Source organism: Micromonospora sp. NPDC047756 (assembly GCF_055587245.1).
Genome location: NZ_JBVJGQ010000015.1, coordinates 1 through 17,456, shown reverse-complemented (window position 1 = coordinate 17,456; position 17,456 = coordinate 1). Strand labels below are relative to the sequence as shown.

Annotated in this window: 11 protein-coding genes and 1 rRNA gene; 7 read left to right on the top strand and 5 right to left on the bottom strand. The window is 72.3% G+C overall.

Features of this window, described 5'->3' with window-relative positions:
- Together rrf and ACZ6NZ_RS32300 are read left to right on the top strand one after the other, a co-directional pair.
- Positions 1–72: ribosomal RNA gene (rrf, locus tag ACZ6NZ_RS32305) — 5S ribosomal RNA — on the top strand; the annotation flags it as partial.
- A 285-nt stretch (positions 73–357) separates the two neighbouring features.
- Positions 358–624, top strand: coding sequence for a hypothetical protein (locus ACZ6NZ_RS32300; RefSeq protein ID WP_465861634.1), 267 nt, complete (start codon positions 358–360; stop codon positions 622–624).
- A 150-nt stretch (positions 625–774) separates the two neighbouring features.
- Here ACZ6NZ_RS32300 and ACZ6NZ_RS32295 read toward each other — a convergent pair whose 3' ends face one another.
- Complete coding sequence (locus tag ACZ6NZ_RS32295) at positions 775–2,595, bottom strand: VanW family protein (protein WP_465861633.1); 1,821 nt, start codon at positions 2,593–2,595, stop codon at positions 775–777.
- A 182-nt stretch (positions 2,596–2,777) separates the two neighbouring features.
- Between ACZ6NZ_RS32295 and nudC the strand changes: the two genes are divergently transcribed.
- The gene (gene nudC, locus ACZ6NZ_RS32290; RefSeq protein ID WP_465861632.1) at positions 2,778–3,695 is read left to right on the top strand and encodes an NAD(+) diphosphatase; all 918 of its coding nucleotides are present in this window, start codon (positions 2,778–2,780) and stop codon (positions 3,693–3,695) included.
- Here the strand turns inward: nudC and ACZ6NZ_RS32285 are convergent.
- Positions 3,592–4,926 carry a lipopolysaccharide biosynthesis protein gene (locus tag ACZ6NZ_RS32285; protein ID WP_465861631.1) on the bottom strand — a complete coding sequence of 445 codons (1,335 nt, stop codon included), beginning with the start codon at positions 4,924–4,926 and terminating at the stop codon, positions 3,592–3,594. The genes nudC and ACZ6NZ_RS32285 overlap by 104 nt on opposite strands.
- Positions 4,923–9,425 (bottom strand): alpha-(1->3)-arabinofuranosyltransferase domain-containing protein, encoded by a 4,503-nt coding sequence (locus ACZ6NZ_RS32280; RefSeq protein WP_465861630.1) that lies wholly within the window; start codon positions 9,423–9,425, stop codon positions 4,923–4,925. The genes ACZ6NZ_RS32285 and ACZ6NZ_RS32280 overlap by 4 nt, the downstream gene beginning before the upstream one ends.
- 167 nt (positions 9,426–9,592) lie before the next feature.
- On the opposite strand from ACZ6NZ_RS32280, the gene ACZ6NZ_RS32275 reads away from it, so the two are divergent.
- The 3 genes from ACZ6NZ_RS32275 to ACZ6NZ_RS32265 are packed head-to-tail and all read left to right on the top strand — an operon-like array spanning position 9,593 to position 13,446.
- Positions 9,593–11,470: a hypothetical protein gene (locus ACZ6NZ_RS32275; protein ID WP_465861635.1), complete on the top strand. Its 1,878-nt coding sequence runs from the start codon at positions 9,593–9,595 to the stop codon at positions 11,468–11,470.
- The gene (locus ACZ6NZ_RS32270; RefSeq protein ID WP_465861629.1) at positions 11,471–13,216 is read left to right on the top strand and encodes an MmpA family trehalose lipid delivery protein; all 1,746 of its coding nucleotides are present in this window, start codon (positions 11,471–11,473) and stop codon (positions 13,214–13,216) included. It begins immediately after the preceding gene.
- A gap of 35 nt (positions 13,217–13,251) precedes the next feature.
- A complete protein-coding gene (locus ACZ6NZ_RS32265) occupies positions 13,252–13,446 on the top strand; it encodes a hypothetical protein (RefSeq protein WP_196920206.1) in 195 nt (64 codons plus the stop codon).
- Here ACZ6NZ_RS32265 and ACZ6NZ_RS32260 read toward each other — a convergent pair.
- Complete coding sequence (locus ACZ6NZ_RS32260; RefSeq protein WP_465861628.1) at positions 13,431–14,609, bottom strand: glycosyltransferase family 4 protein; 1,179 nt, start codon at positions 14,607–14,609, stop codon at positions 13,431–13,433. The genes ACZ6NZ_RS32265 and ACZ6NZ_RS32260 overlap by 16 nt on opposite strands.
- Positions 14,610–14,718: 109 nt before the next feature.
- Positions 14,719–15,984 (bottom strand): acyltransferase family protein, encoded by a 1,266-nt coding sequence (locus tag ACZ6NZ_RS32255; protein WP_465861627.1) that lies wholly within the window; start codon positions 15,982–15,984, stop codon positions 14,719–14,721.
- Positions 15,985–16,095: 111 nt separating this feature from the next.
- Here ACZ6NZ_RS32255 and pgfA point away from each other — a divergent pair, with 111 nt between their 5' ends.
- Complete coding sequence (gene pgfA, locus ACZ6NZ_RS32250) at positions 16,096–17,292, top strand: cell envelope lipid trafficking protein PgfA (RefSeq protein WP_465861625.1); 1,197 nt, start codon at positions 16,096–16,098, stop codon at positions 17,290–17,292.
- The last annotated feature ends 164 nt before the right edge of the window (positions 17,293–17,456 follow it).

Genomic DNA, 17,456 nt, shown 5'->3' with positions numbered 1-17,456 from the left:
CCGGAAGCTAAGCCCTCCAGCGCCGATGGTACTGCACTCGTGAGGGTGTGGGAGAGTAGGACGCCGCCGGACAATCTTCCAAAGAAGCCCACCCCTTTTCGGGGTGGGCTTCTTTGCGTATCCCCTTTTCCTGACCGCGGCGACCGCGGCGACCCGTTCAAGGTCATGCTCGATCCTGGTTGTCGTGGCCTCGTGGGGTGTGGACACCACTACATCCAGGATGTTGCACGATCTTGCAGGTCAGGTCAGGTCAGGTCAGGTCAGGTCAGGTCAGGTCAGGTCAGGTCAGGGGCGAGGGTCGACGTCCTGGGTTTGTGGTTCGGGGCTGGGGCTGGCGGCCGGGGCTAGGCTCGGCCTGTGGATGAGGTCCTGATAGTCGCGGTGTTCGTGGGCTGCCTGGCGGCGGTCCTGGGCACCCTCTGGTGGCTTGCGTCCCGGGTACGTCGCCGTGGCATCGGTGGCGAGGTCGTGGGTCCGTTCGAGGAGATGTGGCACCCCGCGGCGCACCGGTTCCGGGCGGAGACTCGGGTGCAGGAGAGCCGCGTCGTACCGATGCCGCCGCAGGGCGGCAAGCGCAATGAGCACGGCGACAACGCCGCCAAGCTGACTCCAGACCTGAGCTGACTCCAGCACTCCAGCCGCCCTCAGAGCAGCGCCCGGTCTCGGACCCCAGCCGGTCGTCTCAGACCCCAGCCGGTCTCAGAGCACAGCCGGTCTCAGAGCACAGCACAGCACAGCAGCGCAGCGCAGGATCGACCCGGAGCGGGTGGGGTATCAGGAGGGCTTCGGTCCGCAGACGTAGCGGGGCTCCGCGTCGTAGCGCCAGGTGAACTTCTCCCGCTTGACCACCGCGCCGCCCTTCTTGATGACCCGGAAGGCGTCCTGGGTGAAGCCGTTGATGCCGTTGGTCTCGATGCACGAGGGACCGGGAGTCAGGTGGATCTGCTTCGGCGTGGTGATGTTGCGGCGTGGCCCGTACTCGGTCTTCACGCTGTCGTAGATCTTCGTGCTCCAGATCGAGACGGTGATCGTGCTCGACGTGTACGACGTGTCGATGAGCACGCCGTACTCGGTGTTGTTGCGGAACTTGAAGTCCAGGTTCGGCCAGAAGATTGTCGACTCGATGACCGCCGGGTACCTGTCGAACCAGTACGAGTGCGGCTTGTGCTCGACGTCCTCCAGGCCGGCGTAGTAGGTCGCGTTGAACAGCGTGGTGGTGAACTGCGACGTGCCGCCGCCGACGCCCGGCACCAGCTTGCCGTCGAGGATGACCGGTGCGTCCCGGTAGCCCTGGGCGTAGCCGCGCTCGCCGGTGTGGCCGTTGAGCGAGAACGTCTTCCCCGGCAGTACGACGGTGCCGTCCACCTTTCTCGCGATGGTGGCGATGTTCTGGCTGCGCGACGAGGCCATGCCGCCGGTGAACCGGGTGGTGAAGGTCGACACCCGCTCCTTGATGCCCAGCCCGGCAAGCTTCTCCCCGGTCAGTTGCGGCGGCGTCGGCTTCAACTCGCCGGTCACCTCGCGGCCGTCCGCCTTCGGCAGTACGGCCAGCAGGTCTCGACCGAGGGCTGCCGCGTCCAGCTGCTGCCCGGCTTTTCCCTCCTTGGCGGTCGGCCGGCCACCGGAGATCGTCATCGTGGCGTCCTGCGGCGGCACCTCGATGGCGGTCAGCTTGTCGCCGAGCGCCGCCCGCAGCCGCTTGACGTCCACCGAGGGGGTGAGCTTGCCGGTCTTGTCGGCACCGAACCGGAGGCTCTTCGCGATGGCGGCGGGCGGGATCGTCACCTGACCCTTGTTCGTCCGAAGGGTGACCGGTGCGGCGACCGCCGGCTTCGCCAGCTCGGTGACCATCCGGTCCAACTCCTCGGCGGTGGTCGCCGGGTGGGTCTCCACCAGGGGAACGGTGACCGGGGCGCCGGCCAACCAGCCGGTGCGGACCACCTCGGCGGAACGCTCCGGGTTCAGCGCCAGCCCGGGCTTGGGCTGTACGACCTTCGGCGTGGTGCCCTGGTAGGTGATCGCCGGCATCGTCATGCCCTGGGCCTGGTCGCCGAGCACCTTACGGAGCGCGTCGTCCAACCGGCCCACGTCGACGGTCACCACGGGTTCGACGGTGCGGGAGCCGACCAACCGGCTGACCGGGTGAGCGTTGGCCTCGGCGGCTGCCGCGACGGTCGCCGGCACGTCGACGGTCAGCCCCACGTCGGCGGGGTTGATCTCGGCGGTGCGCCCGTCGACGGTGACCTTCAGCGGTGTGGCCAGCGTTGCCGCCCGCCGGTCCAGCTCCGCCCGCAACTCCCGGTCGGCGTCCGCGCGGCTCCGGCCGCCCAGCTCGGTGCCGAGCACGCTGGTGCCACGGGGAACGTCACCGGCGTACGCCCAGGCGCCGGCACCCGCCACAGCGGCGAGAACGCCACCGGTGATGCCGGCGGCGAGCAGCATGCGCACCCGACGCGGCCGGCTCGGGCCGCCGTCCAGCTCACCGGGGGCGGCTGTGGTGACCGGTTCAGCTCCGTCGTCCGGCCAGGTGACCGCGGTGACCTGCACGGTGGGCCGGTCGTCGGCGGGTGGACTGTTGTCGCCGTACAGCGTCACTGCAACCTCGATCGCCAGGGTGCCGCGGGAGGTCCTCCCTCCCGGAGGCACCTACGGTAACGAATGCCCGGCCGTCCTCGTCGGCTGCGCCCACCAGGCGCTGCTACTGCGTGTCGTTCGGCGTGTCGCACCGGCCCGGGGGCGGTGCCGACGGCCCATCGTCGACGTGGCACGGTGACCGGGTGGGCACTGCGGAGCGGGTGTTGGCGTACGGGGGCGGATCGCTGGACCGGGCGGGACCGTTGCGCACCGATCCGACGCGGTTGGGCGCGCTGCTCAGCGGGTCGACCGCCGTGCTGTTGCCGATGTGGCGGGACCGTTGTCTCGTCGACGGGCACGGGCCGGTCCGGCTCAGCGCGGAACGCGCGGCACTGGTCCGGTCCGCCGCCGGCGAGACCGTCTTCCTGGGGCTCGACGGGGAGGCCGCCTTGTTCGCCGCGGACCTGTCGGCGCTACCCGAGCGGTCCGCCGTCGAGATGGCTGGCGCGGTGCGCTCCGTCGACGTGCGGGCACTGGTCGGGCGGCTCGAACCCGGCGACGCGGCCGTCCTGGCGTACGCCAGGGGTTTGTTGCACTGGCACCGGCAGCAGCGATTCTGCGGGACGTGCGGCGCGGCGGCCGTCGCCGGCGGTGGCGGGCACCTGCGGACCTGCACCGGCACGGAGTGCGGACGTCTGCTGTTCCCCCGGATCGAGCCGGCCATCATCGTGTTGGTCGAGGCACCCGGTCGGTCGGGTCGCTGTCTGCTGGCCCGGCACGCGGGCGCGGCCGAGGACGCGTACTCGACGCTGGCCGGCTTCGTCGAGATCGGCGAGAGCCTGGAGGACGCGGTCCGTCGGGAGATGGGCGAGGAGGCGGGCGTGACCGTCACCGACGTGACCTACCAGGGGTCACAGGCGTGGCCGTTCCCCGCCGGTCTGATGGTGGGCTTCCGGGCCACCGCCACCTCCGACGAGGTACGCGTGGACGGCGAGGAGTTGCTGGAGGCGCGCTGGTTCACCCGGGCGGAGCTGCGGGACCGGGCGGCCTCGGGTCGCCCGCTCGGTCGGGTGGACTCGATCGACCACCGGCTGCTGACCGACTGGCTGGCGGAGGGCTAGTCGGGTCGACCCCCGGGGCGGGCCGACGGGCCGTCACCGCCATCAGCGCGGTGGTGACGACGGCCGTGCCCAGGGCGGCGAGGAGGAGGCCGGGAACGGTGTGGGGCCGGAGGGTCGCGGTGACGGCCACCAGGCCGGCCACGCCCAGCCACAGCGGTGCCGCCGCCCAGCGAGCGCCGGCCGCGAGGCGGTCGTTGAGCAGCACGAACGTCACCGCGTAGAGCGCACCGACCGCCGCGAAGAGGGGCGCGTACCGGCCCAGGTGGTCGTAGTCGGGCCCTCCGGCGAGGCGGAAGGCGAGCCCTCCGGCGAGCGTCGAGGCGAGGACGAGCACCACGCCAAACCCGCCGGTCACCGCGAGCGCGACCGTTCGGCTGCGCCGGTCACCGCGAGCCAGCCTCGGTAGGGCGAGGACGGCGGCCACCTGCGGGGCCCACAGCGCGCCCTTGCTCAGGACGGTGCCGACCGAGTACGCCCCGGAATCCGACGGGGACAGCAGTTGCCGGGACAGCAGCAGGTCGGCGTAGGAGACGACGAGCATCGCCAGGGTCGCACCGCAGCCGGCAACGACCTGAGCGACGGTCAGCCGTGCGGCGGTGGACGACCGTTGCGGCTCGCGGGCGAGTCGGGCCAGCACCGCAGGGGTGAGCGCGGCGGTCAACGCGCCGACCGCCAGCGCACCGGTCGGGCCCGTGCCGAGCAGCAACCCGGCGATCACGCCGCCATAGCGGCCGGCGGCGAGCACCGCCATCCCGATGGCGAGTCGTACGAAGCGCTGGCTTCCCTGCAATTCCCCGAGGGACCGGGAGGAGAGCACGATCGCCGCGGTGGTGACCGCCAGCAGCGCGGGCATCTCGACCGGGAGATCCAGGGCGATGACCAGCAGTGGTGTCGCCGCGACGAGGGCTCCCGCGCATACTGCGGCGGTGACCGCGGTGAGCCGCCGAGTGTCGGATGCGCCGTGCCGGGCGCGGTGCACGGCAACGGCCAGTTGCAGGCCGAGCCCGGGCACACCGACGATGGCCACCAGGCCGAGGGCGGCGGCGAGCACGCTGAGGTCGGCCGGGTCGAGCCGCCGGGCGGCCAGGACCGGAACCACGTAGGCCAGGCCGTTGACCAGGATCCCGGCCAGGGTGACGCTGACCCCGGCAGCGCCGAGGCCCGTACTCCAGCCGCGGGTCAGCTCCGTCTGGGCCGTCTTCTCCCGACGGGCCGGTCGTCGAGGGCTCACGTGATCTCGGAGAAGGTCGGAAGCTGCCCGTCGGCTGGCCCCGCCGACCGGCCGGGCCCCGCCGGCTCGACCGTGTCGCGCTCGACCGGGTCCGGCTCGTTGGCCGCCGGCTCCGTGCCAACCGGCTCCGTGCCAACCGGCTGCTTGCCAACCGGCTGGGCCGTCACCGGCTCAGCCGCCACCGGATCGTTGCCAACCGGCTCCGTGGTGTCCGGCGTGGCCAGGTCCGGCTTCGGTCCCTCGCCGGTCGCCGTCGCCGGGACGGCTGCGGTCCTGGCGGTTGGCGTGGGCCGGCGTACCGGCCGTCGTCGGGCGGCGGTGGAGAGCCAGAGGGCACCCAGGGCGACGACGACAGTGAGTTGCACGAGCGCGTCGGTGTTCCGGCGCGTCGAGTCGAGGTAGAGCAACCCGGCGAGCAGCATGAGCGCGCCGGGAAGCCAGGTCTCCACGGCCCGGCTGATCGTCCGGGCCCGCCGAGGATCGGCCGGCCAGGGCAGGCGACGTGGGCCGGGCACCGCCAGCATGAATCCCGCCGCGACCAGCAGAGCGCCGATCAGGCCGCTCCACAGCACCAGCGCGGCGGCTCCGACGGCCAGCAGCGGCAGCGAGCGGGTGACTCGACGTCGGCCGTGTGGTCGGACGGTCGCCGAGGTCCGCCCGGTGGGCTGTCGGGCGGGCACCACCGCGAGCAGGACCACCACCGCGAGCAGGACGCCGCCGAGGAGAAGCCCCGCCCGGTACGGCGTGTCCGGAGCGAAACGCAGCAGCACCTCTCCGGAAGCGCCGGCGGGGAGGATCCAGCCCTGCTGCCACCCGTCCACCACCAGAGGCGTCAGCGTTCGCCCGCCGAGGGTGGCCTGCCAGCCGGTGTTGGTGTTCTCCCGTACGGCGAGCACCCGGTCGACGGGGTGACTGGCCACCCGTACCCGTCGCTCGGTGGCCGCCCAGGATTCGACCTCGGTGGCGCTGGCGGTGGCCGAGGCCGGCGTGGTCGTCTTCGGTACCAGGGCGACAGTGGTCGGCGAGGCCAGCTGGCTCGGGGTGGCGACGATGCGGTGCTCCCCGCGGCCCAGGTCGAGCTGCCGGGGCGTGTTCCGGCCGCACGGCGTCACCGGCATCTCGCGCATCTCCAGCAGGTCGCGGAGCGTGCCGCGCAGCGTGGTGGTCACCCGCGCCGCGCCGACCTGGAGCGTCGGCCCCGATCCGCAGGCCAGCGACAGGGGTGCGTCGAGGCGCGGGCCGACGGTGGGCGCTCCGGGGAGCACCGTCACCTCACCGACCGCGATGGGCAGCCGCTCCGGCAGCCGCAGCTTGTACGGGTCGACGCTGGTGGCGGACGGCTTGTCGAGGAACTGGATGGTGATCTCGTCGGTCCGCATCGGCGGGTCCAGGCGGAGCAGCCCGTCGTCGCCGAGCAGGCTGCTGCGGAAACCGTCGTCGCCGACCACGCGCACGCTGCCGAGCCGGGTGGCGGCCGTCCTCTCGTCGGTCGAGAAGCGGAGCCCGGTGATGGTCTGCGGCTTGAGCCACTTGAGTCGCAGGATCGGCGCCTCGTCGTCCGTCGCCGGTGACCAGCTGGTCGCCGGGTTCCCGTCGAGCGCCGCGCCGGCTCGGCCGGTCGGGTCGGGCACCGCCGTCGAGGAGGCGCTGATCTGCGCCGCGAGGCGCAACGGCTGCGCCTCGGTCACCAACTTGTCGAGGGCGTTGTCCAGGTCGGGACCCGGCGTTGGCCGCGCCCACAGCTTGGCGTCGTACGCGCCGGCGGCCGGCAGGGTCAGGGTCCGGTCGATGGTGGAGCCGTCCTCGGAACCACGGATGGCGTCGGTGGAGCAGCGCGGGTGCCCGTCGACCGAGAAGCAGGCCGGTGTCGTGGGTGCCGCGGACACGACGACGGTCGCCGGCCGGTCGGTCGCCGGTGCGGCGGGTAGGACCAGGGTGCGGCTGGTCTGGATGCCCGGAATCTTGATCTCCGCGATGCCGACCGAGCCGTTCCCGAACGGGCGCAGGTCGTACGCGCCGTCGACCGAGACCCGGACCTCGCGGGTGGCGTGGACGCCGGGCAGTTCGAACACCATGTGGTCGGTGAACTGTTCGATGGTGCTGCTCTCGTACCCGGCGCTGACGGTCACCGTCGTGGGCAGGGCATCGGCCTTCAGGTCGAACCACACCTCGACCCGGGTGACAGTCGTCGGGTTGGCGAGGCTCACCTCGATCCACTGTTGGTCGCTGGGCGAGTACGGCGCGGACTGCCAGGAGGTCGCCGAGTTGCCGTCCATCGCCGCGTACGGCTGGTGCTCGGGGCGGGCACCGCCGGGCGAGTCCACCTGCGAGCGGGCGGTGGAGCCGCGGATCGCGGTGATGCCCTCGAACCGGGCGACGGTGGAGTGTTCCGCACCCCACTCGGGCAGGTAGTCGTGGGCGGGGGCGGTAACGTCGAAGGTGTCGTCGGCGGTCAACGTCTGGGAGGTGTTGTCCCGTAGTCCGCCGAACGACACGTCCCGCCTGCGCAGACCGTCGGTCATCGCCACCGGCCCGGTGACGTCGGCACTCGACGCGTCGCCGGCCAGGACGGTGGGCGCCGGGCCGAGCTGCCCGGCCGCGGCGAGGTCGAGCAGTGACTCGGGGCCACCGACCACCGTGGTCACGTCGGCCCGGTCATAGGCGACCACCGGCTCGACGGGCCGGTCGACCCGGTAGACCTCCAGCGCCCGCACGGGCACGTCGAGCCCGTGGTCGCGGAACTCGTCGGGAGACGAGGGTCCGCCGCGCAGAGGGCCGAAGGACGTGACGCGGGTCAACCCGGGTGAGCGCTCCAGCGCCTGCCGGACCACCGCTGGGCGGGCCGTGTCGGAGCGGCCGTGGTCGAGGTCGGCGCGGAACAGGACGTGACTGATTCCGGATCGGGCCAGCAGGTCCGCCAGGCCGGTCGACCCGGCGCCCGTGGCGAGCGTCGACTCGATCACGTCCAACAGCCGGATCGTGGTCGGTGGGGTGAAGGGGATGGCGTTGCGTACCGCCCACCGGCTGTCGAGCAGCGGCTGGGTGATCTCGTCGGTGGTGTTGCCCCAGTCGTACGACGGGAAACGCGCCCCGGGCACGACGAGCACCCGCCCGCGTCCCGTGTTCGCGTCGAGCCAGTCGGTGGCGTCGTGCCAGTAGCCGGGCACCTCCTTGACGCTGCCAGGGGTGGCGAGACCGCCCGCGAGGGCGGGCGTGGCGACCGCCGTGACGGCGACGATGGCGGCGCCGGCGGTCAGCCAGGCGCGTGCGACGGTTCGCGGGCGGTGCCGCGCGGGCGCGGTGCGCGCCGCCCGGACGGCCAGCCCGATCAGGTGCGCCATGCCCAGGCACAGGGGCAGGCGGAGCAGGACGTCGAACTTGTGCACGTTGCGCAGGGGCGCGCCGACGCCGTCGAGGAACTCCCGCTGTGGCCCGGCGAGGATGTTCGGCAGGTCACCGACGTGCCCGAGACCGACGAGCGCGACGCCGAGCACCAGACCGGTGATGAGGAACCGGCGGTGCGGCATTCCCCGTCGGGACAGCCCGAGCACACCGAGGGCGGCAACCGCCAGGGTGGCGGCGACCAGCACCGCCTCGTTGGCGAGTCGCGCGCCGGACGGGATGGTCGGCCCGAACGGGGAGGCCAGGTAGGCGACCCAGTAGGAGGCGCCGCGCAGGGTGGTCACCGGGTCGGTGACGCTCGTGGTGTTTCGGGCGGTCTCGATGTAGTCCAGGAAGGGTGGGCTGTACCGCCCGAGGACCAGCAGCGGAACCAACCACCACGCCGTGGCCAGGGCCACCGCGCCGCACCAGGCCGCGATGGCGGTGACCCGGCGGCGTACGGGCTGGACGGTGGCGAGCCAGAGCAGGGCCAGTGGCACCACGGCGAACACGGCGGTGGCGTTGACCCCACCGGCGCAGGCGACGGCGATGGCCGACGCGGCGACGGCGCGTCGCAGTCGGGTGCCGGCGGCGAGACCGACCAGTGGAATGAGCACCCAGGGGGCGACGGCGCTGGGCCAGGCCTCCACCGAGGACCAGCCGAGCTGGGTGAGGATGCGCGGTGACAGCGCGAAGGCGACGCCCGCGATCATGCGCCCGGCGGGCGTTCCGATGGTGAGTCGGCCCGCCAGGCGCACCGCCCCCAGGTAGGCGACGCAGAAGAGCAGTGCCCACCACAACCGCTGCACCACCCACGGTGCGAGGCCGGACTCCGACCCGAGCAGGAAGAACGGGCCCATCGGCCAGAGATAGCCGTACGCCTGGTTCTGTAGTTGGCCGAACGTGCCGGTGGGGTCCCACAGGTGCAGCGAGCGGAGCAGCCACCCGGCCGGGTTGACGAACAGGTCGACCTTGGTGTCCGGAACGACCTGGCCCGGGGCCTGCTGGAAGGCGAGGGCGGTGAGCGCGATGCAGATGACCAGGTGCCGGAACCGTCGGGCCGTGTGCCGGCTCCGGCTGGACCCCGGATCGGCGCCACTGGCCACCTCTGCACGCATGTCGGCTCCTGTCTTCACCGGCCGGACGCGCACCTGCAGCCGACGACTGTCGCGCGACGTTATCCGGACCGGGCACGGACGGGCGACCAGGGGCGCTGCGGTGGCGTTATCGGGAGAACGGCCGTCCCCACGGCGTGTAAGCGTGTGGCAGGCTGCCGACCATGTCAATGCCAGAAGCTGAGGCCGAGACGCATCCGGAACGCGTCGCGTCCGACGGCGACGGGCCCGGGCCGGTCGGCCGATGGCTCCGCGCCGACCCCGTCCGCGCCGTGGCGATCGGTCTCATCGCGGTGTCCGTCGCCTGGCGGGCCGGCCTCGCCACCCGTGGCTGGTTCTCGCAGGACGAGTTCGTCATCGCCGCCCAGGTCCTCGACACCGGGCTGGACGCGGACTACCTCCTGCGTACGTTCAACAACCACCTCATGCCCGGCGGCCTGTTGGTGGCGTGGGCGATGGTGCGGGCGGCGGGTTTCGCCACCTGGCCGTGGGTGTTGCTGCTGGCGGTTGGCCAGGCGGCGACCGGGATGGCTCTCTACCGGCTGCTGCGCGATCTGCTCCGCCCGGGTTGGGGACTGCTCATTCCGTTGTGCCTGTTCGTGTTCAGCCCACTGACGCTTGAGGTCTCCTCGCTGTGGTTGGTCGGGTTGCTCGTACTGCCGATGCAGTTGGCCCTGGTCATGGCGGTGGCGGCCCAGGTCCGGTACGTGCGGACCGGTCGTCTGCGTCACCTCGTGGCGGTCGCGCTCTGGCTGGTGTTCGGCCTGCTCTTCGACACCAAGTCCCTGCTGATCGTGCCGCTGCTGTTCCTGCTGACCGTCTTTCTCTTCACGTCCGGTGGTGTGTGGCGCAGTCTCCTGACGGCGATCCGCCGGCAATGGCCGGCCTGGCTGATGCTCAGCGCGCTGTCGGGGGGATACCTGGCGTTCTATCTGACGCGTCCCTCCGGTGAACTGCGGGACCCGACCTCGGTTGGTCCGGTCTTCACCTTCCTCGGCGACCTGGTCGGCGAGACCGTGGTGCCGGGTCTGCTCGGCGGTCCCTGGCGCTGGACCTACGCCGGTGACGGTCCCCCGCTGGTCGACCCGTACGACATCGCGAAGTGGTTGTCCTGGGCGGTGCTGGCGACGCTCGTCGTGGTCACCGTCCGGCGACGTCCGTCGGCCGGCCGGGCCTGGCTGCTGCTCACCTCCTACCTGGGCCTGGTGGCCGCGCTCTTCGCCATCACCCGGCTCGGCGGGCCACTCGGCCCACTGATCGGCGTCGTCCCCCGGTACGTCGCCGACGTGGTGCTGGTCGCGGCGATCTGTGTGGGTGCGGCCCTGCTGGGGATCAGGGACACCGACGAGGACGAGGTGTCGGCGTGGCCGGTGCCGACCGTCCTGCGGGAACCGGGCGCGTTCGCTGTCGGGCTGGTCTCGGTGATCGTCGTCCTGGCGACCATCGGCGTGGGCACCCTGTGGAGCACCGCCCGTTTCGGTGACAACTGGAGTACGAAGTACGGGCGGGAATACCTCGAGACGACGCAGGCGGAACTCGCCGCAGCGCCGCCGGGCACGGTCTTCTTCGACACCGCGGTCCCGGACCGGGTGGTCGCCGGTTACTTCTGGCCGGACAATCTCCAGTCGCACTTCTTCCGCCCGGCCGAGCGTCGACCCACCTTCGTGGCGGAGGCCGCGCGGCCGTCGACCTTCGACGAGCTGGGCCGGATCCGACCGGTCGTGGTCGAGGGGCGGAAGATCCTGCCCGGCCCGGTGGACGGTTGCGGGCACCTGGCCGAGGGCGGTCGACCCACCCGGATCCCGTTGGACGGGTACCTGGTGGAGTGGCCGTACGTGGTGCACTTCGGCTACCTCAGCTCGGGTGACTCCACAGCGCTGTTCCGGCTCGGGGACGCCACCCGCGAGATCACCCTGCGACGCGGGCTGAACGACGTGTTCTTCCTGCTGGAGGGTGCGGGGGACGCTGTCGAGGTCACCGTCCGGACGCCAGGGGTCGGAGTGTGCACCGAGCTGATCACCGTCGGCCGGGCGGTGCCGGCATCGTGAATGGTTGAGCCGACCGGCGGTGCCGGGGCCGCACCGGTTCCGCGGGGGCGGGACACGCTGTCGCTGTACGCGGTCGCGGCGGCGGTCACCGTTGTGGTGCTGGCCCCGCTGGCGGCGCCCGGCTACGCGTTGCTGTACGACATGGTGTTCGTACCCCGGCAGCCGTTGACCTGGGATCTCGTCGCCCCGGCGCAGAGCCTGCCCCGGGCGGTGCCGATGGACGCACTGGTCTCGCTGGTCACCCAACTCGTGCCGGGCTGGGTGGTGCAGCGCCTCGTGCTCGCCGGGGCGGTCTTCCTCGCGGCGGTCGGCGCCGGTCGGTTGGTGCCGACCGAACGGCGTGCGGTCCGGCTGTTCGCCGCGTTGGCGTACGCGTGGTCGCCGTACCTCGCCGAGCGGCTGCTGATCGGGCAGTGGGGGCTGCTGCTCGCGTACGCCGCCCTGCCCTGGCTGGTGCGGGCGGCGCTGGACCTGCGGGCCGGGCGCGACGGCGCGCTCGCCCGGGTGGTGCTCGCCGCCGCCCCGGCCGCCATCACGCCGACCGGCGGTCTGATCGCGCTGGGCACGGTGCTGGTGCTGACGTCGGATCGGATGCGCGCACCCCGGTCGCTGCTGGTGTCGCAGCGGATGCATCCGCACCGGTCCCGGCAGGCGCTGGCCGCGGTCGGGGTGCTCAACCTCCCCTGGGTGGTCGCGGCCCTGGTCACCGGTGCCGGGGGTACCTCGGACCCGGCGGGGGTGGCGGCGTTCGCGGCGCGTTCGGAGAACTGGGCCGGCCCGGTGGTGGCGCTGGCCGGCACCGGCGGAATCTGGAGCGCACAGGCCACCCCCGCCAGTCGCGCGGCGGCACTGGTGCCGGTGGCGACCCTCGTGCTGCTGATCCTGGCCGGTGTCGGTGCCGGCCTGCTGCGGCGCCGGCTACCCCCGGGTGGGGCGGTGCGCCTGGCGGTGCTCGCCGGGACCGGTTTTCTGCTGGCCGTCCTCGGGCTGCTCCCCGGCGGGGATGCCGCGCTGCGCTGGGCGGTGGCGCATCTGCCGGGCGCGGGGCTGCTGCGGGACGGGCAGAAGTTCCTGGCGCCGTACGCGCTGCTGCTGGTGGTGTGCGCGGCGTTGGGGGCCGAGCGGCTGGTGGCCCGGGTCGACCGGGAGGTAGCCGGGGTGGTGCTGGTCGGGTTGCTGTTCCTGCCGGTGGCCGTCCTGCCGGACCTGGCGTTCGGCGGTGTCGGTCGGCTTCGGCCGGTGAGCTATCCGGCCGAGTGGCAGCGGGTGGCCGAGCACATCGAGGAGGAGCCGGGGGAGATCCTCGCCTTGCCGCTGAGCGCCTACCGGGCGTACCCGTGGAACCCTGGCCGGGTCGTCCTGGACCCGGCACCCCGCCTTCTGCCGGGGGCCGTCCTGACCGACGACACGCTCCGGGTCGGCGACGTCGCGGTGGCCGGCGAGAACCCGCGCGTCGGTGAGATGCGCCGGGCGTTGGCCGAGGGGCGGCCGGTCTGGACCACGGGGGTGCGCTGGGTCCTGGTGCAGCACGAGGTCTCCGGCGAGGTGGACTCCCAGCTGCTCGGCGGCCTGGAGACGGTCCATGACGGGCCGTTCCTGACGCTGTACCGCAACCCGGAGACAGTGCTGCCACCGAGCCCGTCCGGACCGGCCCGACTGGCGGTGGTGACGGCCCTCGGCGGTGCCCTTCTGGTGGTCGTCGCTGCCGCCGTTTCGGCACTACACCGGCGAGCTACCGCGTGGTAACGTCCGCTCGCACGTCTCGCCATTGGAGGATTGGCATGCGTAGAGCTCTGACCCTGGTCGTGTCTGGCCTGGTGGCGGCGTTGCTGGGGATCCTGGCTCTCGGCGGGATCTCGGCCGCCGCGACCGCCACCGACGAGGAGGCCGCAAAGGAGGCCAAGCTCGTCTCGGAGGCGGCCAAGCGCGCCGGTAAGAAGGACCCGTACGCCCCCGCGGTTTACGGCGACAGGTAGGACGGCTCGCCCCGCTGCCGCACTGGGCGGGGCGACTCCACACCCTTGAGGATCGCCTCGAAGCGCACACCCGCGGCCTGCCAGGTGAAGCTGGCGGCGTGCTCCCGGGCCTGGGCGCCCATCTCCTGCCGCAGCTCGTCCTGGTGCAGAAGCGTGCGCACCTTCATCAGGTAGTCGTCGATGTCGTCGGCCAGCAGGCCGGTACGCCCGTCGACGACCGCTTCGGCGACTCCGCCGGCTCCCCGGAACGCCACCGTCGGGGTGCCCGCCGAACCCGCCTCCACGATCGTGAGCCCCCAGCCCTCCTTGAGGGACGGGGTCAGGGCCACCCAGGCCGAGGCGAGCAGGGCGGCCTTCTCCTCCTCGGTGACGAAGCCGCGGAAGTCCACCCGCTCGGTGATGTCCAACTCTGCGGCGAGGTCCCGCAGGTGCGACTCCCACCAGCCCTGACCGGCGACCACCAGACGTAGTTGGGGCAGCTCGTCGGCGAGGGCCGCGACGGCCCGCAGGGCCACCTCCACCCGCTTGTGCGGCACCAGCCGGTTGAGCGTCACCAGCAGCGGGAACGTCGCCCGCTCGGCGTCGGTGTGGGGCATCGCCGGGGTGCCGTTGTGCACCACGGAGACCTGCTCCGGCGGCACGCCGAGCAGTGCCAACTCTCGGCGGGTCGCCTCGGAGACGGTGACGTACCGGCACCGCCGGTAGAGGCGTACGGCCAGCGACGACTCGATCCACCAGCCGAACCGGGCCGCCCACTGTGGAAGCACCACGGGCCACTGCTCGCGGTGCACGTGGTGGATCAGCTTGACCACCGGGCGTCGTGCCCAGAGCGGGGCGAGGAAGGGCAACCCGTTGCAGACGTCCACCAGGACGTCGGGCCGGCCGCCGCGGCGAGCCGCCAGCGGGCCGATGCCCAACGCGCCCCCGACGTAACAGAGTGCCGCCCAGAGATAGACGCTGTGTCGGCCGCCGCGCCGCACCATCCGTACGCCCGCCTCGTTGACCTCGTCGGCCGGCGCCTGGCGGTGGGCGGCGCAGAAGAGAGTGGCGCGGAATCCGCGCGCCACCAGTTCGGCGGCGATCCGTTCGACGTACACCTCGGAACCGCCGCCCTCGGGGTTGCGGGTGTCTCGCCAGTTGAGGAACAACACGTGTCCGGGCATGCCGAAGCGACGCTCCACGCGAACCCTACTCTCAAGTAATTTAGCGACCCGCGTCACATTAGGGGCTGGTGTGCCGGCCGGCAATGCCCCGATGGGCCAGCGCTGGGCGCTACCCGCCGACCGTGGGCACCGCAGTGCCGGCCGCGACGGTCGGCGGCGTGGCGGCCGGTGCGGCCACGCCGCCGGCAGGGGTCTCGGGCGTCCGCCCACGCCCGGTGGGTCGACGTCGACCCTGCGAGCCGAGCAGTTGCAGGGGCCGCTCGACGCCGTAGTAGCTGACCGTGGCGTAGGCCAGACCGAAGACCATGGTGAGGGCGAAGGTGTCGAGTAGCCCGCCGGTGAACAGCGGTCGGTCGTCGACCAGGTAGATGAGTTCGATGACCATGGGGTGCCACAGGAACAGCCCGTACGAGACCGCGCCGAGCCACCGGGCGGACGAACTGCCGAAGACCTCCTTGGCCCGGCTTGCGCCGCCGAAGGCCACCGGGATCAGGATCAGCGCCGCGATCAGCAGGTAGAGGGCCAGCTTGACGCCGAACTCGGCGGCCGTCGGCTCGCTGAGGTCGCGCGGGCCGGCGACCGGCGTCGTGGCGATCGCCATCAGCCCGACGGCGGCGGCCCAGCAGGTCACCGGCGCCGAGGCCAGGTCGTCCAGGACCCGGAAGGCCGCGGGCGCGGTCCCGGTGCGCAGGGCGACGTGCGCCGCTGCCAGTGCCATCCCGGTGCCGAACCAGGCGGCGTACGAGGGGAACCACATGGTGTGCAGGGCGGTGTCGAGCCAGCCGAGCCCCATCATGGCGAGCCACGCCGCGGTCAGCAGCGCGCTCCCGCTGACGATCACGATGGTCCGGACCGGACGCCAGGACCGGCCGACGGCGAGCACGGCGATCAGCGGCAGGAGCAGGTAGAACACGACCTCGGTGGCGAGACTCCAGGTCTGGCTGAGCCCGGCGCGCAACTGCCCGGGTTGGTAGATCTGGGCGAACGTGAGGTGGCGGATCCAGTCGCCGAGGGACGCCTGCCCGTTCTGCGGCAGGACGATCAGGCAGACCACGACCGCCAACCAGTAGGCGGGCAGGATGCGCAGGGCCCGCCGCCACAGGTAGCGCTCGGCGCCGGGTCGGGCCCGGCCCGTCGCGGCGTTGAGCGCCCACGGCCGGAACAGCAGAAACCCGGACAGTACGAAGAAGATGGCGACGCCGACGTCCAGTCGAGCCAGCCAACCGCCCCAGGCGGTGTTCATGGTGGCGGCGGTCTGGAACCCGACGTGGTGACCCACGACCGCCACCGCGCCGATTGCTCGCAGCGCGTCGAGGGCGGGAAGTCGGCCGGTTGCCGAAGGCTCCGAAACTGTTGGCGCGGCGGCTGTGGACATCTGGACATCCAGGGGGTCGCTTTGAAGGTGACCGGGGAGTAACCTCCCGCCATGTTAAGGATCGGGTGCCCCGGACAACAGGTCGTAGGGCGGCAGGTTACAGGAGGATGAGTGAAGCTTCGCGTGGGCGCCGCGCTCTTCGGGCTTGGCGTCTTATTGCTGGTCTTCGCGGCCGGGCTGCCGTTTTACGTGGCCCCCGCCGTGACCAAGCTCCCCTATGATCTTGAGCCGACGACGTCCGTCGCCGAGGCGAAGAACGCCAGGTTCCTGAAGATCACGGCAACCGGTAGCGCGGTGAGCATCGAGGTTCCGCAAGGCGACCTGGTGTCCAACGTGGAGGTAATTCCGCAGCCCGACGACACCAAGGATCGGCTGCCCGCGGACCTGAAGGGCGACGCGGTGATCTGGGACGTCTACCAGACGGTCCGGCGCACCGACAACCAGGACGTGGTCAGCCAGTACAGCACCGAGCTCGCGCTCGACCGGATCTCCGGTGCGGCCGCCTCGTGGAAGGACCAGTGGCTCAACGAGACCGGCGCGGACGGGACTCCGGTCGGCAACGTGAAGTACACCGGCCAGATCTACAAGTTCCCGTTCGGCACCGCCAAGCGCGACTACCAGGTCTTCGACCGTGACCTGAAGCGGGCCGTCCCGGCGAAGTTCGTCGGCACCGAGAAGGTCAAGGGCATCGAGGCGTACCGCTTCGAGCAGCGGATCGAGAACGAGGTGCTCGCCACCCCGGAGAGCAGCATCCAGACGCTGGTCGGGAAGTTCGCGCCCGGCGCGACCAGCGGCGAGGTGGTCTACAGCAACATCCGTACGCTCTGGGTCGACCCGGTGACCGGCTCCTACGTGAACGTGCGGGAGCAGCAGCACAAGGAGTTGCGCCCCAACACCGGCACCCCCACCGTGCTGTTGGATGCGGACTTCAACTACACCGACGACACTGTCAGCCGCAGTGTCGAGACGGTCAAGGAGAACCGCTTCAAGATCGGCCTGATCAGTTTCTGGGGCCCGATCGTCGCTGGTGTCCTCGGTCTGATCGCTGTCGTCTTCGGGGTGTGGCTGGTGACCCGACCCGAGGGTGGGACGGCCCGGCACCGCGCCGAGCCGGCGGTGGACGACCCGACGCCGACCCGGGTGGACCAGGAGCCGGTACGCGACACGGACACCGTCGAGCAGCCCCGGCCGCAGCCGGTGGGCGGGCCACTGACCGACGAGATCCCGCCGGCGTCGACGAACTGGAAGTCGGAGGACCCGACGGTGCCGACCCAGCGTCCGGCTCCGGGCGAGGTGGAGCAGCGCTGACGCGCGTACGACCGGATGTACGACCGAGGGGTGGACCGCGACGCGGTCCACCCCCCCGGGGGGGGGGGGGCGCGCGGGGGCCCCCGGGGCGGGGGCCCGGCCGCGCGCCGCGGGCGGGCGCGCGCGGGGGGGGGCGCCGGCCGCCCCCGCGCGGGAGGGGGGCC